This is a genomic window from Polaribacter sp. PL03, assembly GCF_033875165.1.
In the GTDB taxonomy this organism is placed as follows: Bacteria; Bacteroidota; Bacteroidia; order Flavobacteriales; family Flavobacteriaceae; genus Polaribacter.
On the sequence record NZ_JAWZSV010000002.1, the window covers coordinates 64,988 to 79,790 of the forward strand.

The 14,803-nt window shown below is 29.6% G+C and carries 13 protein-coding genes; 1 reads left to right on the top strand and 12 read right to left on the bottom strand.

What is annotated here, in order from left to right; all coding sequences use genetic code 11:
- Positions 1-23: 23 nt before the first annotated feature.
- Positions 24-5,090 carry a thrombospondin type 3 repeat-containing protein gene (locus SHK09_RS03525; RefSeq protein WP_319809400.1) on the bottom strand — a complete coding sequence of 1,689 codons (5,067 nt, stop codon included), beginning with the start codon at positions 5,088-5,090 and terminating at the stop codon, positions 24-26.
- A gap of 210 nt (positions 5,091-5,300) precedes the next feature.
- Here SHK09_RS03525 and SHK09_RS03530 point away from each other — a divergent pair, with 210 nt between their 5' ends.
- Positions 5,301-5,963 (top strand): uracil-DNA glycosylase, encoded by a 663-nt coding sequence (locus tag SHK09_RS03530; RefSeq protein WP_319809401.1) that lies wholly within the window; start codon positions 5,301-5,303, stop codon positions 5,961-5,963.
- Here the strand turns inward: SHK09_RS03530 and SHK09_RS03535 are convergent.
- The 11 genes from SHK09_RS03535 to rlmD all read right to left on the bottom strand — a co-directional run bounded on the left by SHK09_RS03535 (position 5,947) and on the right by rlmD (position 14,514).
- The gene (locus SHK09_RS03535; protein WP_319809402.1) at positions 5,947-6,960 is read right to left on the bottom strand and encodes a glycosyltransferase family protein; all 1,014 of its coding nucleotides are present in this window, start codon (positions 6,958-6,960) and stop codon (positions 5,947-5,949) included. The genes SHK09_RS03530 and SHK09_RS03535 overlap by 17 nt on opposite strands.
- A gap of 5 nt (positions 6,961-6,965) precedes the next feature.
- Positions 6,966-7,844, bottom strand: coding sequence for a UDP-2,3-diacylglucosamine diphosphatase (locus tag SHK09_RS03540; RefSeq protein ID WP_319809403.1), 879 nt, complete (start codon positions 7,842-7,844; stop codon positions 6,966-6,968).
- 301 nt (positions 7,845-8,145) lie between these two features.
- Positions 8,146-8,286, bottom strand: coding sequence for a hypothetical protein (locus SHK09_RS03545; protein ID WP_319809404.1), 141 nt, complete (start codon positions 8,284-8,286; stop codon positions 8,146-8,148).
- A 19-nt stretch (positions 8,287-8,305) separates the two neighbouring features.
- A complete protein-coding gene (locus tag SHK09_RS03550; RefSeq protein WP_319809405.1) occupies positions 8,306-9,166 on the bottom strand; it encodes a substrate-binding domain-containing protein in 861 nt (286 codons plus the stop codon).
- Entirely contained in the window at positions 9,167-10,036 is an 870-nt protein-coding gene (locus SHK09_RS03555; RefSeq protein WP_319809406.1) for a nucleoside phosphorylase, read from the bottom strand.
- An 11-nt stretch (positions 10,037-10,047) separates the two neighbouring features.
- Positions 10,048-10,371, bottom strand: coding sequence for a translation initiation factor (locus SHK09_RS03560; RefSeq protein WP_319809407.1), 324 nt, complete (start codon positions 10,369-10,371; stop codon positions 10,048-10,050).
- A 76-nt stretch (positions 10,372-10,447) separates the two neighbouring features.
- Positions 10,448-11,395: an isopenicillin N synthase family dioxygenase gene (locus SHK09_RS03565; RefSeq protein WP_319809408.1), complete on the bottom strand. Its 948-nt coding sequence runs from the start codon at positions 11,393-11,395 to the stop codon at positions 10,448-10,450.
- A 66-nt stretch (positions 11,396-11,461) separates the two neighbouring features.
- Positions 11,462-12,181 carry a DUF6048 family protein gene (locus SHK09_RS03570; RefSeq protein WP_319809409.1) on the bottom strand — a complete coding sequence of 240 codons (720 nt, stop codon included), beginning with the start codon at positions 12,179-12,181 and terminating at the stop codon, positions 11,462-11,464.
- On the bottom strand, positions 12,162-12,650 hold the full coding sequence (locus tag SHK09_RS03575) for a DUF6452 family protein (RefSeq protein ID WP_319809410.1): 489 nt from the start codon (positions 12,648-12,650) through the stop codon (positions 12,162-12,164). The genes SHK09_RS03570 and SHK09_RS03575 overlap by 20 nt, the downstream gene beginning before the upstream one ends.
- A 35-nt stretch (positions 12,651-12,685) precedes the next feature.
- Positions 12,686-12,988, bottom strand: coding sequence for a 4a-hydroxytetrahydrobiopterin dehydratase (locus SHK09_RS03580; RefSeq protein WP_413774270.1), 303 nt, complete (start codon positions 12,986-12,988; stop codon positions 12,686-12,688).
- A 71-nt stretch (positions 12,989-13,059) separates the two neighbouring features.
- A complete protein-coding gene (rlmD, locus tag SHK09_RS03585) occupies positions 13,060-14,514 on the bottom strand; it encodes a 23S rRNA (uracil(1939)-C(5))-methyltransferase RlmD (RefSeq protein WP_319809411.1) in 1,455 nt (484 codons plus the stop codon).
- Positions 14,515-14,803 lie beyond the last annotated feature (289 nt).

The following is a 14,803-nucleotide window of genomic DNA, read 5'->3' on the forward strand; positions in this document are numbered from 1 at the left end:
GATTAAAATTTATATATAATTTCTTATTCTATAACAATCTTAGAGGTCTTTTTAAAACTATCTCCTGTTGTTTTTAGAATGTAAATTCCTTTAGATAAATTACTTAAATTTATTCTATTGTCTCCATTATTAATAATAAAACGTTTTATTTCTTTACCATTAATATCATATAAAACACTATTTCCTTTTTGTTCTGTAAATATGTTTAAATATTCTTTTACAGGATTTGGATAAATCAAAAATGATGTTTTTAAGTTCTCATTAGAAGTAGCTAGAACTTTACCAGCTTTAACTTTTACTTCTCTTAAAATAAGATCTTCTTTATAATTACCATATTTATCTTTAATAGATACTTTAAAATATAAGGTAGCTATATAGTTACAATCTGCACAGTCTTTAAAATGAGGTAAATTAAAAGATAGTTTAAAGTTTTGTTTTTCTTTTAAACTTACACCGTCTTTAGAGAACCAAGAAACTTCATTAAAAATAGAGTTTCCTTTATTTTCGTTTCCATAAACAGGATTTTTCAATTCCATGTCCTTATGAGAAATTTCACTTTTTAAAGGATTTAAAGAAACTTTAGAAGTTGTTTTAGGATCTTGTTCAGTATCAAATACAATATCTGCATACACTAAATTGATAGTAAAGTCTGTAACAAAATCTGAACCAATATTAAAGTCATAATCATCTATTATAACACCAGTATTTTCAATTACTTCGAATGTAAAATCTGTCCAAATAAACGGACCAACAGTAAAGTCAATTATAGGGTCACATACATCGCCAATACCATCGTTATCAGAATCTTCTTGATTCGGATTGGCATTATTAGGACAATTATCTACATTGTTCAATATACCATCTCCATCAGAATCTGTAATACAAGGTTCGCACGCATCTCCAATTCCATCACCATCTGTATCTTCTTGGTTCGGATTTGAAATTTCTGGACAGTTATCACATAAATCTGGAATTCCATCATTGTCTTTATCCTCAGTACCACAAGGAGTAGGGTCACATACATCACCAATACCATCTCCATCCGTGTCTAATTGATCTGGATTTTCAGTTTTAATACAATTGTCACAATCATCAAAAACACCATCACCATCAGTATCTATATCGCCACATGTGTCTATTGGATCGTCACAAACATCACCTATACCATTATTATTGCTATCTAATTGATCTGGGTTATAAGTATTAGGACAATTATCACATAAATCACCTATACCATCTCCATCAGAATCTTTATCTCCACATGGAGTTGGGTCACAAACATCTCCTAAACCATCTTGGTCTGTGTCTAATTGATCTGGGTTTGAAATTTCTTTACAATTATCACACGCATCACCAATACCATCTCCATCTGTGTCTATTTGATCTGGATTAAATGTATTTGGGCAATTATCACACTCGTCAGGAATACCATCTTTATCAGAATCTTCCCCTGTACAACCATCATCTGTACAAGCATCACCAATTCCATCACCATCTGTGTCTTTTTGATCTGGATTGTATTTATCTGGACAGTTATCACATAAATCTGGAATTCCATCTTTATCTCTATCTTCTCCACCTTCACAATCTGGGTCACAAGCATCACCTATACCATCACCATCTGTATCTTTTTGATCAGGATTATACTTTGTAGGGCAATTATCACAAGCATCAGGAATACCGTCTTTATCTCTATCTGGTCCTTCACCTTTAATACAATCTGGGTCACACACATCACCAATACCATCACCATCTGTATCTTTTTGATCAGGATTGTATTCATCAGGACAATTATCACATTTATCTGGTATACCATCTTTATCCGTGTCTTCTCTACCTGTACAAGGAGGTTCACATTCCGATGCACAAAAGTTGTCTAAACTAATAATTTCAGAATTTGTACCATCATATTCAGAATCAAATACAATACCTGTTACTCCAATAATTAATTGATTCCATGCATTTACAGCAGCAGTTCCGGTTAATAGCGTTGTACTATTTGCATTAAATAATTGCCAACCACCATAACTATTACTTGGTACTGTGTTGTTACTAGCCTCATATATTGGCAAGCAATAGTTATTCCATACATTATTTGGTAACGTTTGGTTTGCGCTATTACCAACAAATACAGCTCTTAATCTTGTATTTATTTGAGTTATTGAAGATATTTGTTGACCAGTATAAATAGCTAATTTAGGTGCTGTACCAATTGTACTACTTTTTGGATCTTTGTATTTGATTTTAAAATCGAAACACATACAATTACCTGGGTATTTTTTAATCCAATCACCAGAGAAATCATTATTGTTTATAAGACTAGATTCTTTTTGGCTATTTACAAATGAAATGTATGTTTGATGTTCTTTGTCTTCTTCAAAATAAACATCTTGTAAACTATTATTTATCCAATTTTCTTTATTAAAATAGCTATCAAAAGTAAAACAATCTTCATCTATAATTGGCTCACAAGCGTCACCAATTCCATTTCCATTGGTATCTATTTGGTTAGGATTGTTTATCGTAGAACAATTATCACACGCATCACCAATACCATCGCCATCTGTATCTACTTGGTCTGCATTGTCAACTCCAGGACAATTATCTTTAACAATTGCACAAACATTTGCGGGAGATAAATTAATAGGTGCGCCTCTGTTTAAATAATCTACTCCTGTTAAATTAAAAGTATTACAAATAGTACTATTTATTTGCGCATCTGTTTTTACATTAGTAGGTATATCTATGTTAATCTCATCTCCATTTACAAATAGAAAACCAGTAATAGAAGAAATAACAATTGTACTATTACTAGATACTGTTGCTGTGAAATCTGTTGTATTATTAATAAAAGGACCACCGTTATTTGTAGAAACTGAAATGGTTTCTGAACCAGAGGTATAGGTTACGTTTGGTAAAGCATCTGTAATTACCAAATCTTTAAATTCTAGATTACCAAGGTTTTTAATATTTAAACGATATAAAATATTCTGACCAGGTAAAACATTAGGAGTTATAGAAGAGTTAGTCCAAGTTGTACCATTATCTAAACTTTGTAATTTAATAGTAGAAATACCAGCCAACTCTTTTACATTAACTCTAGAATTGTTAGACGTAACTGCATTACTAATCTCATCTCCATTTACTGTAAAATTATTATTGTATAAACCAGGAGGTGCATTTTCATTAATTTTAACATCAAACTCTATATAATTTTTTTCATACCCGTTATTATTATTTGCATAAGTAATACTAGGATGAAACCATGCCAAAGAATTACAATTTGGTCCTATAGATGGTATTGTCCATTCTAAGTTAGTACCAGTAGCAGAAGCTGTAGGGTTTGGTGTGGTTAAATTAACACCCCAACTATTAAGATTACCAGATATTGCTGGGTTACAGCCTAAATTATTTGTTGGTGCTGTACTAGAATAATAACTAGGGTTACCAACATAGGTAAAATTAGGATCTAAAACATCTGATATAACTACGTTATTTAAAGCATCTGAACCATAATTTATAATAGATAATTTATACCTAACAATGTCTCCAGGGTTATAAAACTTATTATCTCCTAAGCAAACTTCTTTACCTACATAAATTTTAGGTTTACCTGCTTCTACAACAAATTCGTTAGTACTAGTTTTATTAATTACAGTATTATTGTTAATAAAATTACCAGTAACTGTTGCTGTATTAGAAATAGTTGTACCAACGGCAATATTACTATTAACTGTAAAGCCTATTTTAATTCTAAAATATTTACCACTATTTAAATTAGAGGCAAGGTTAAAATTAATAGAACTTAGCGAATTAGGAATAGTACCAACAGAACCATTAGTTGTAGTAATATTGGTAGATGTACTATTTAAAATATAATTACCTGTTTGCTGCTGATTAGTTTGCCAACTAATAGAATTTACAGTAATATTAGAAGGAATATTATCTAAAATATTGAAATTTTGTACTATTTCACCAGTTGTAGAATTATTTTGAAAATGAATAAAATATTCACCAGTACAACCTACAGTTTTATTTGGCATTACTAACCCTTTATAAAAATAAGTATTATAGTTACTACCAATACTTGCAACAACAGTAACACAAGGTGCATTAACACCAACAGGGCTGCTATCTGTAAAAACGCCATTAGTATTACATGCGGCATAATTTGCTGTAACTTCTGCTACATTACCAAAACAGGTTCCAATAGCAGCATTACTTGGGTAGGTTATATTTAGGTCTAAATAAAGAGAACTGTTAGGTTTTGTTGCATCTAAAAATCTATTAGTACTTAAAGTAAATGTATTCCCATTTTGAGTAAAATCTCCTGGTACTATATTATTATTACCAAATACACTAGCAATACTAATTGTAGCATTTAAAGGTTGTGGTATTTCTATAATTTGTAAGCTGTTTAAATTTAAAACACCAATATTTTCACTAGGATGTTTTTCTACTATTGCAATTCGAAATCTTGCTGTTCCTCCTGGTGTTATTACCCAGTTACCAGCAGCATCCTTTTGTGTAGGTGCTATTATTTGTTTTTTTATTTCCCAGTTTAGTTTTGCTATTGCTTCTACGTCTATTGGTGCTGTAGTAACTGATTGATCATTAATTGACATAGAAGCAGAATTACTTGCAACTGTGCAATCTGGTGTAATACCTCCTTTAAAACGAACAGGTATAATAACCTCTACAGAAGTACTACTTCCATTTGAAGGAGCAGTTAAAACGACAGAAACTAAATTTGTATTATTAATGGTAGCATTAGGATTAAAACCTGCAGGAGTAACTTGAATGTTTCCAACGCCATTTACCAACTCTATAAAAGGTGGTAATTGATCTGAAAGAGTTATTGTACTACCATCTCCATAAACTGTTAAATGGAGTTTATAATTAAATAAAGCACCAGTTTTAATAGAATCTACAGAGGCAGATTTGTACATATTGTGGTTACCAATTGTAACAGTATTAGAAACATTGGTTTGTGCTTTTGTGCTAAAAGCGGCCATAAATAGTATGGCTAAAACAATGCCTTTACTTTGGCAAAGTTTTTTTAGTCGATAGAATAAATAGTTTTTTTTCATAATTATTATTTAAAGTTATTCAAAGTTAGTTTTACCACTTCTAAAAGTATAGAGGGAAAACACTGTTTTTTTTAAGGAAAAACACACTTAAAAGTAACCCTGTTTTAAATTTTAAACTTCTCTTACAGCTTGCAACAAATGATTGATTAAAGCAAAGTTGCTTCTGATTAAATTAAATACCTTTGATGAAATTATTAAATTGATATTAAGATGGAAAAGTATATTTCTAAATCGTGGAAAGTAATATTACAATCAGAATTTGAGAAACCTTATTTTAAAGAGTTAGCAAGTTTTGTAGATTCTGAATATAAAACTCACCAATGTTTTCCTAAACAAGAAGATATTTTTGCGGCGTTTAATTTTTGTTCTATAGAAGATTTAAAAGTGGTAATTATTGGTCAAGATCCTTATCATGATGTAAATCAAGCAAACGGATTGTGTTTTTCGGTAAAAGACGAAGTAAAACATCCTCCATCATTAAAAAATATTTTTAAAGAGATTGCTACAGATTTAGATCAAGAAATACCAGAAAGCGGTAATCTAGAAAGGTGGGCAAAACAAGGAGTTTTATTATTGAATGCAACATTAACGGTAAGAGCTCACGAAGCAGGTAGTCATCAGAAAAAAGGGTGGGAAACTTTTACAGATGCTATTATTAAACAAATATCTACAAAAAAAGAAAATGTTGTTTTTTTACTTTGGGGAAAATTTGCAGAAAGTAAAACACAACTTATAGATTTAAATAAACACACGGTATATAGAGCTCCTCATCCTTCTCCTTTAGGTGCTTGGAGAGGTTGGTTTGGCAGTAAACATTTTTCTAAAACTAATAATTTTTTAACAGAAATAGATAAAGCTACGATAAAATGGTAGGTAATATAGGTTCTTTATAAAAAGGTAATAAAAGAGCATCTAAAATATCTTCTGTAGTATCTTCATAACTTACTTTTATTGTAGTTTCCGAATGTATCCATTTTGCAATTTTTGGAACTTGTTTTCTACTTAATTTACTTAGAGTATGTACTCCCATTTCTTTTAATGCTAATGCGTTGCATTGTTGTTCATATTGATTTTTCATAGGTATTACCATTAGCCTTTTATTTAAAAACAAAGCTTCTGCCGGTGTTTCAAAACCAGCACCACAAAGAACACCACTAGAAGAAGCCATACTTTTTATAAAGTCGAATTCACTTACAGGAAAAATGGTAATGTTTTTTTGAAATATTAATTTCGTAGTGTTTTTTGAGAAAATATGCCATTTTACTATTGGTATTTTAGAAAGTATTTTAATTATTTTATCATGATGATATGCCGGTAAATAAACAGTAATGTGCCCTTTATTAATAGTTCTTTTTTGTCTTATTTTCTGTCGAATAATAGGTGTAAATATAGTAGAACTATAACTACTAAAATGAAAGCCAAATCGCTCTTTTGCAGGCGCATAATACTTTAGAATTAGTTTTTCTATGTTAAATTTACCAGTTTTTGGAGACGCTTTGTCTAACACTGCATTTTGATGGCTTAAAGAAATAATATTAATATTATGTAGTTTTGCTGCCCAAGCAGAAATAGGTTCAAAATCATTTATAACTAAATCGTAATTTTTTATTGGTAAGTTTTTAATTTCTTTATAAAAACGACCAAGTTTCATCTTTTTATAACTTGTATAAAAATCAATTCCTCCGTTTTTACCAAACGTAAAATTTAAACCTTTTAAATTATAAGTAACTTCGAAACCTAACTCTAAATTGTTTTCGTTTCCGCTAACTAAAATATCTAGTTCTCCTTTTTCTTGTAATAAAGGTATAATCTCTTTAGCTCTTGTTAAATGCCCGTTACCTGTACCTTGAATAGCATATAATATTTTCATAAAAACTATTTTAAAGGTTTTTGAATTTCGAATTCTTTTAAGAACTCATCAAAAATAAAATTATTAGATTCTTCTTTTTGTAAAGCTTTTAATTCTTTTTTACTTAATTCTTTATTTGAACTTTTTGCAATATCATCTTTAGCATATTCATACAAACTCCATTGTTTATTTTCATATTCTAATGCAGTTAAATTCTCTATCCAATCACCAGAATTTAAATATGTAGTTTTACCTTTTGCATTTGAAATTTCTCTTATTTCTGGTTGATGAATATGCCCACAAATAACATAATCGTATTTATTGTCTATTGCAATTTCAGACGCTATTTCTTCAAAATGATTGATAAATTTAACAGCACTTTTTACACTGTTTTTTATTTTTTTAGAAAGTGATAATTTTCCATATCCTAGAAGCTTACTTATCCAATTTATAAAGGTGTTTATTAAAATTAATAAATCGTAGCCTTTGCCACCTAATTTGGCTAACCATTTAGAGTGTTTCATAGTAACATCAAATACATCTCCATGAAATATCCATGCTTTTTTATTATCAATAGTTACTATTAATTTGTTTAGAATTTTAAAGTTCCCTAATTGAAATCCTTTAAATTTTCGCAACATTTCATCATGGTTTCCTGTAATATAATATACTTCTGTTCCTTTAGATAGGAGAGAGGTAATGTGTTTAATTACGCTCATATGAGCTTTAGGAAAATAACGTTTGTTAAACTGCCAAATATCAATAATATCACCATTTAGAATTAATACTTTAGGCTCTATTGTTTTTAAATAGTTTAATAATTCTGTTGCTTTACAACCATAAGTACCTAAGTGTACATCTGATATTACAACATAATCTAACTTACGTTTCTTGTGTTTTTTCATTTTGAAAAGTAAAAGGTGCGTTGTCTTTAAATTTTCTATAAATGATACTATTTTTAGTTATTAAGCTAAAAATTTGATTTTTAAAAAGAAGTAAAAACAAAAGCATGTTTTAATTAGTTTCTCAAACTTACAAGCTTATTGTTTTGTTATGGTAAAGTAATTATTAAAAGTTGGTAAGGTAAATCTTATGAAAAAGTTTGGTTAAAGTAATTTTAATGTTATGTCTAACAGTTATTTATAAAGCATAAAAAAATCCGCTTAAAAGCGGATTCATTGAATTTGAAATTAAGAAACAGAAAGATTATAATAGCTCTATCTGTTTTAATGTTGTTTGGTTGGTTGTTGAGGTATCTGCTAAACCACACGATTTAGAGGTACTTCTACAAGAAGAAAAACAAATAATTCCTACGATACAAATTGCAACAAATACTACTTTTTTCATTGGTAAGGTTTTTAAAGGCTTAAATGTACATATTTTTTATGAACTCACTCGATTTTTTCTTCTCTTCTATAACGTTAAAACGAACCATTTTATTTTGTATTTGTGTAATTAAGTTTTCTGTTATAGGTTCTCCATCATTCCACTCGGTAATTTTTAACCATTTTTGAATGTCTTCTAACTTCTGTTCGTACCTTTTAGCTAGAATTTCATCAATATTTTTAATATTTTTAAAATCTCTAGTTTGTGCATTTATAATGCTTAAGACTTTTTTTACTTCGTTATAATTATTTTCTAAAACTTCATTTCTAACAGCTATAACAAAACAAGGCCAAGGTGTTGGGCAATCTTCAACCCTTCTAAAAGTACCATTGTCTACCAGAGGTTTTGTTGTAAAATGCTCCCACATAAAATAATCTGCTTCTCCGTTTGTTAGTGCATCTATACCACCTTGTAAATTACCTATTACTTTAAATTTTAAGTTTTCTACATTCCAACCTTGGTTAAAAGCATTTACAATAGCCATTAAATGAGAACCAGAACCAAATCTACTAATTGCAATTGTAGCGTGTTCTAAATCTTTAATTGTTTTAAATTTAGATTTATGCCCCACATGAATACCCCATATTAAAGGAGTTTCTACAAAGGTTTGTACTATTTTAGAAGGATTTCCTGCAGCAATGTCTTTAATAATACCTTCTGTTAAAACAATAGCAACATCAACTTCACCAGAACGAAGTGCTTTACACATAGCACCAGTTCCGCCAGGGAAATCTTGCCAACGTAAATTGATGTTTTCTTTTGTGTATTCTTTATTTTTTAATGTTAAATACCAAGGATAGTTAAAGTGTTCTGGTACACCACCAACTCTTAAATTTGTCATTTATTCGGCTAATTTGTTTAACGAATACTCAATTAAGTCTTCTACAACTTTTTGGTAATCTTCACTAAAAGTACCATTTGCTCTATTTGCTATAATTGCATTCATAGAAACTGCGTTGTGCCCTAAAAGTTTTGATAAACCATAAATAGCAGAAGTTTCCATTTCTAAATTGGTAATTCTATTTCCGTTAAAATTAAAAGAATCTATTTTATTATTAATATCTGCATCTTGTAGAGGTAGACGTAAAACTCTTCCTTGTGGTCCGTAAAAACCACCAGCTGTAGCAGTAATTCCTTTAAATATTTTTTCTGAATCTAATTTTTGTGCTAATTCACTGCTATTTTCAATTAAAATAGGGTTTGATTTCTTAGTACTCCAATTAGTATGTTTTACAAATGCATTTTCAATTTCTTCATTAGAAATTTCTTCAATTTGATAGGAGTGAAGCATACCATTTAAGTCTAAGGCATGTGAACTCATTAAAAAAGAATCTACAGGAATATCTTTTTGTAAAGAACCAGAAGTACCAATTCTTACAATATTTAAAGCTGTTAACTCTTTTTTTGATTGTCTTGTTTTTAAATCGATATTTACAAGAGCATCTAGTTCATTTAAAACAATATCTATGTTATCTGGCCCAATACCTGTAGAAATTACAGATAATCTTTTGCCTTTATAAATACCAGTAGAGGTTTTAAATTCTCTTTTTTGTGTTGTAAATTCAACAGAATCAAAACGGTCTGTAATTTTATCTACTCTATCTTGGTCGCCAACAAAAATAATATCGTTCGCTATATTTTCAGGTTTTAAATTCAAGTGATAAATGCTACCATCAGGATTTAAAATTAATTCAGATTGTTGTATACTCATATTTATATTTTTTAACCACCAACTCTTTTTACTTTAAAACCTTTGTCTTTAAGCATAGTCATTATTTTATCTCTGTAATCTCCTTGAATAATAATTTTATCATCTTTAAAACTACCACCAACAGAAAGTTTGGTTTTAATTTCTTTTGCTAAAATTTTAAAATCGGAGGTTGCACCAGTATAACCTTCTAAAATAGTAATTGGTTTTCCTTTTCGTTTTTCATATTTACAGATTATAGGATCTTCTTGTAACCAAATATTAGATTTCTCCTTTACTGGTTCAATTTTTTCCTCATGTTCTGGAAATAAGTTTTTTAATTGATCTTTAAAATCCATTGTTTATCGTTTGCAATTTATAGTAGCAGTATTCTATTCATTTTTTAATTTGAAACTACTACTGTAAATCGAATACTTATTTTTTAAGGCCTAATTCTTTTAAACGTTGGTCTAAAAATTCACCTGCGGTAATATCTTCAAATTGTTTTGGATTTTCAGCATCGATACAATCTTCTAAAACATCTAATTTCATTTCTGATATTGGGTGCATAAAAAACGGAATTGAATAACGAGAAGTTCCCCACATTTCTTTTGGCGGATTCACGACTCTATGAATAGTAGATTTTAATTTATTGTTACTATGTCTAGACAACATATCTCCAACATTAATCATTAACTCATCTGGTTCTGCCATAGCATCAATCCAATCTCCATTATGGTTTTGTACTTGTAAACCTTTTCCTTGAGCACCCATTAACAAAGTAATTAAGTTAATGTCTCCATGAGCTGCAGCTCTTTCTGCGCCTTTAGGTTCTGTTTCAATTGGTGGGTAATGTATAGGACGTAAAATACTATTTCCGTTTTTAATATAATTATCGAAATACGTTTCGTCTAAATTTAAATGCAATGCTAAAGAACGCAATACATATTTAGCCGTTTTTTCTAACATTTTATACGTTTGTTTACCAACCTCATTAAACTTTGGCAATTCTTTAACAAGTACGTTTTCTGGGTATTCTTTGGCTCTTTCTACATCATCTTCTACATATTGCCCAAAATGCCAAAACTCTTTTAAATCTCCTTCTTTTTTGCCTTTTGCAGACTCTTTACCAAAAGAAACATAACCTCTTTGCCCACCAATACCTGGTATTTCATATTTCTCTTTTGTTTCAACTGGTAAATCAAAAAAGTTCTTAATTTCACTATATAAGTCAGACACTAATTTATCATCTAAAAAATGCCCTTTTAAAGCCACAAAACCTATGTTTTCATAAGCGTGACCAATTTCATCTATAAATTTTTGCTTTCTATTTTTATCATTAGATAAAAAGTCTGCTAAGTTTACACTTGGTATTTTATTCATTGTTTTAGTTTTTTATTAAAAACAGAGGTTAAAGTTACTAAAAAAAGAGTAATTAACTAACTGATTTTATTTTTTTGAAAACGGAATTAGGTAAGTTAAGGTATAATTGAAGCCGAAACCAGTATTTGTTTCAAAAATTCGATTAAACCCAGGAGAGAATAATGTTTTAAAATCTTCTGGTTCTTTAACACTCATTAAAACTTTATAAGAAACGCTAAAACTAACATAGAAATTTTTTAATGTTTCTGCTTTTATTCCTAACATAAATTCAGACCAATGTGCATTTAAATTAGAAGAAGTAATAGTAGCTGAATTAAGGTCTGCAAGAAAATAATTACCGTTTTCTGCGTCTGAAACATTAGGTGTATAATTGTTTAAAGTTTGATCAAATAGACTAAAACCATATCTATAACCTACAAAAATTTCGTTATTCATATCTAACCAATTTTTATAGGCATTATAATTTACACCTAAACGAATGTAGCTACCTTTAGAGGTAGAGTTCGTATAATCTTCGTCACTTATTTCTTCCTCATAACCAACTTCTGCAGCTAAATATAAGTTTTTCTTTATTCTATAATCTCCAACAATTTCAAAACCACTATAAGTACCATCAAAGGAAGCTTTTATTGGTTTGCTAATATCTATTCCTAAACGTAAACCGTAATTCGTTTTAAAAATAGTAGAATCTTTTTCAATATTAATAATTGTGTCTTTTTTTTGTTCTTGAGAAAAACTTTCAGCAAAAACAAAAATCAAACAAATGCTAATGAAATATTTGTACATGTGCTGTTGTTTGATTATTTAAATTAGTAATAGTAGTAGGTGTAAAATCTGTTATCCAAGAACTTGCGCTAGAAGAAAACTCTACATTGTTAAAAAGCACTTTAAAACCACAAGATCTAGAAACATATTCTTCTGTTGTGTTATACTTTATAGTAAAAGTTGCAATTTCATTATCTATTTTAGCACCACCTGTTGCATTTTTCTTTAAAGTATAAACAGTTTCAGACGTTAAAGAGTTTAAAGGAATGGCGATACTATCTAAGGTTACACTTGTGTATTGTGCTATTGTATCTTTGGTACCAGACCAAACAGAAAGAAACTGTACATTTTTTGATGTTTCTCTGTTTGTTTCATCATAAAAAGTAATAATTAGTTTTGATGTAACAGGGTTTTGTGTACAGAAATCATCTTTTTCGCATGCGGAAAAGATAGCTACAGATATAAGAAGTAATAGAATAATTTTTTTCACAAGTTAAATATAAGAATTAGATTTTTTTTATTGAATTAGTCTTCTTCTTCAACTTCTACAATTTTATTAATTGCAGTTGCTAATTTAAAATCTAATTCTGTTACACCATCTGCATCATGCGTTGTTAATGTAATATCTAGCGTATTGTATATATTTGTCCATTCTGGGTGATGATTTAAAGCCTCACATTCAAATGCTATTCTGTTCATTGCAGACATACAATCTTTAAAGTTATCGAACTCGAAATCTGTATGTAATGCATTGTCATAATATTCCCAATCTATAAGTTTTTCTAACTTCTTCTCGATTGCTGTTTCAGATAATTTTATTGTTTTCAAGGTAATAGGATTTAATTTTTAAATATATAATTATTGAAATAAACTTTAATTAAAATGATGTTAAATTGAGTTTAATTCTTCTCAAATAAAACAACCGTCTCAATATGGCTTGTATGTGGAAACTGGTCTACTAAACTAATCTTTTTAATAGTATAACCTGCCTCAGCCAACAATTCTGTATCTCTTGCTTGTGTTGCAGGGTTACAAGAAACGTACACCATTCTGTCTGCTTTAAGGTTTATTATCTTTTGCAAGGTTTTTGGTGCAATTCCTGCTCTTGCAGGATCTAAAATAATAGTTTTAATTTTATTCTCATATTCTGGGTGTGCACTTAAAAACTTCCCCACATCTGCAGCAAAGAATTTTAAACCATCTATATTATTTCTTTTAGCATTCTTCTCTGCGTCTTCAATTGCAGATGCAACAATGTCTACACCAACAATTTTTGCGTTTTCAGATTTAGAAGCAACAATTTGTCCGATAGTTCCTGTACCGCAGAATAAATCCATTACAACAGTATTGTCTACTTTGGTTTTATCTTCTAAAACGTACTCTACAACTTTATCGTATAATTTTTCTGCACATTTTGGGTTGGTTTGAAAAAAGCTTTTCATGCTAATTTCAAAATTTAAACCTAATAATTCTTCTACAATTTTATCTTTACCATACACTAGATCTAAACTACCAGCTGTTGCAATAGTTCTATCGCCAGTCTCGTCGTTAATTGTATGTAATAAACCTGCTAAACGATCTCCGAAAATATCTTTTAAAAAGTTTGCAAATTTATTTAAATCGAAATTTTCTAATTCTGGTGAAGTAGTAACAAGGTTACAAAGTAACTCGTCTGTTTTAAAAGATTTTCTAACAACAAAATACCTAAAGAAACCTGTCTTTTTGGGTCCGTGCCAAGGTTCTAAACCTGTTTCTATACAGTATTGTCTAATGTTTTTTAGATTGTCTTCCATTTGTTTATCAAACAAACCAGAGTCTTTCTCTAAATTATCTCCCATCCACCAAACGCCACGTCTCTTAAAACCTAACGTAAATTCGTCTTTGTCTCTTTTTGTAACTCTATCATAACCAATTGCAGAGAAACCATATTCCATTTTATTTCTATAATGAAACACGTTTGGCGAGGTTACAAATTCGTCAAATAAATCTTCTATATTTTCTACTTTACCTATTTTTTTAAATAGTGTTAAAGTACTTTCTTTTTTATATTTATGTTGTAATTCTATGGGTAATTGAATGTATGGTGCACCAGGAATGTCTTGGTAAGGAACTTCAATTTCGTCTTCTGAAGGCTCTAAAACATCTATTAACTTAGCTTCTGCATAGTTTTTACTAGACTTACTTATTTGTGCTTTTACCAATTGACCAGGTAAAGTATTAGGTACAAAGATTACAAAACTACCTTCTTCTGAATGGATTCTTGCAATTCCTTTTCCTCCAAAAGCGTAATCTTCAATTTTTAATTCTAAAACTTGATTTTTCTTTACAAATTTGTTTCGTTCTCTACGTGGCATTTCTTATTATTTTGATTTGCAAAATTAGGAAAAGATATTGATAGATTTGCTGATATTGAATTTAAGTTTACGGTCTTTCTAGTTTGCCATTTGCGTTAGCGATAGAACGGTTTGTTTGAGCTCTTTTGAGGTACGAAAAAAGCGAGTAGTGAAAGCGCGACCTTTTGGGAACGCACAAATAATTTTTATTTCAAGTTTTTATTTTAGTACTTTTGTAAAACTTCGGGGATGATTTCTTTCCCACGCTGAATTTTCAGTTTTTACTGAAAGGATAAAGGTAGAACAGGAA

Coding starts and splice junctions, on each gene's coding strand:
- rlmD (WP_319809411.1), bottom strand. CDS start 14,514: ATGCCACGTAGAGAACGAAACAAATTTGTAAAGAAAAATCAAGTTTTA.
- SHK09_RS03545 (WP_319809404.1), bottom strand. CDS start 8,286: ATGAAAAAAGTAGTATTTGTTGCAATTTGTATCGTAGGAATTATTTGT.
- SHK09_RS03525 (WP_319809400.1), bottom strand. CDS start 5,090: ATGAAAAAAAACTATTTATTCTATCGACTAAAAAAACTTTGCCAAAGT.
- SHK09_RS03530 (WP_319809401.1), top strand. CDS start 5,301: ATGGAAAAGTATATTTCTAAATCGTGGAAAGTAATATTACAATCAGAA.
- SHK09_RS03550 (WP_319809405.1), bottom strand. CDS start 9,166: ATGACAAATTTAAGAGTTGGTGGTGTACCAGAACACTTTAACTATCCT.
- SHK09_RS03540 (WP_319809403.1), bottom strand. CDS start 7,844: ATGAAAAAACACAAGAAACGTAAGTTAGATTATGTTGTAATATCAGAT.
- SHK09_RS03565 (WP_319809408.1), bottom strand. CDS start 11,395: ATGAATAAAATACCAAGTGTAAACTTAGCAGACTTTTTATCTAATGAT.
- SHK09_RS03555 (WP_319809406.1), bottom strand. CDS start 10,036: ATGAGTATACAACAATCTGAATTAATTTTAAATCCTGATGGTAGCATT.
- SHK09_RS03560 (WP_319809407.1), bottom strand. CDS start 10,371: ATGGATTTTAAAGATCAATTAAAAAACTTATTTCCAGAACATGAGGAA.
- SHK09_RS03570 (WP_319809409.1), bottom strand. CDS start 12,181: ATGTACAAATATTTCATTAGCATTTGTTTGATTTTTGTTTTTGCTGAA.
- SHK09_RS03535 (WP_319809402.1), bottom strand. CDS start 6,960: ATGAAAATATTATATGCTATTCAAGGTACAGGTAACGGGCATTTAACA.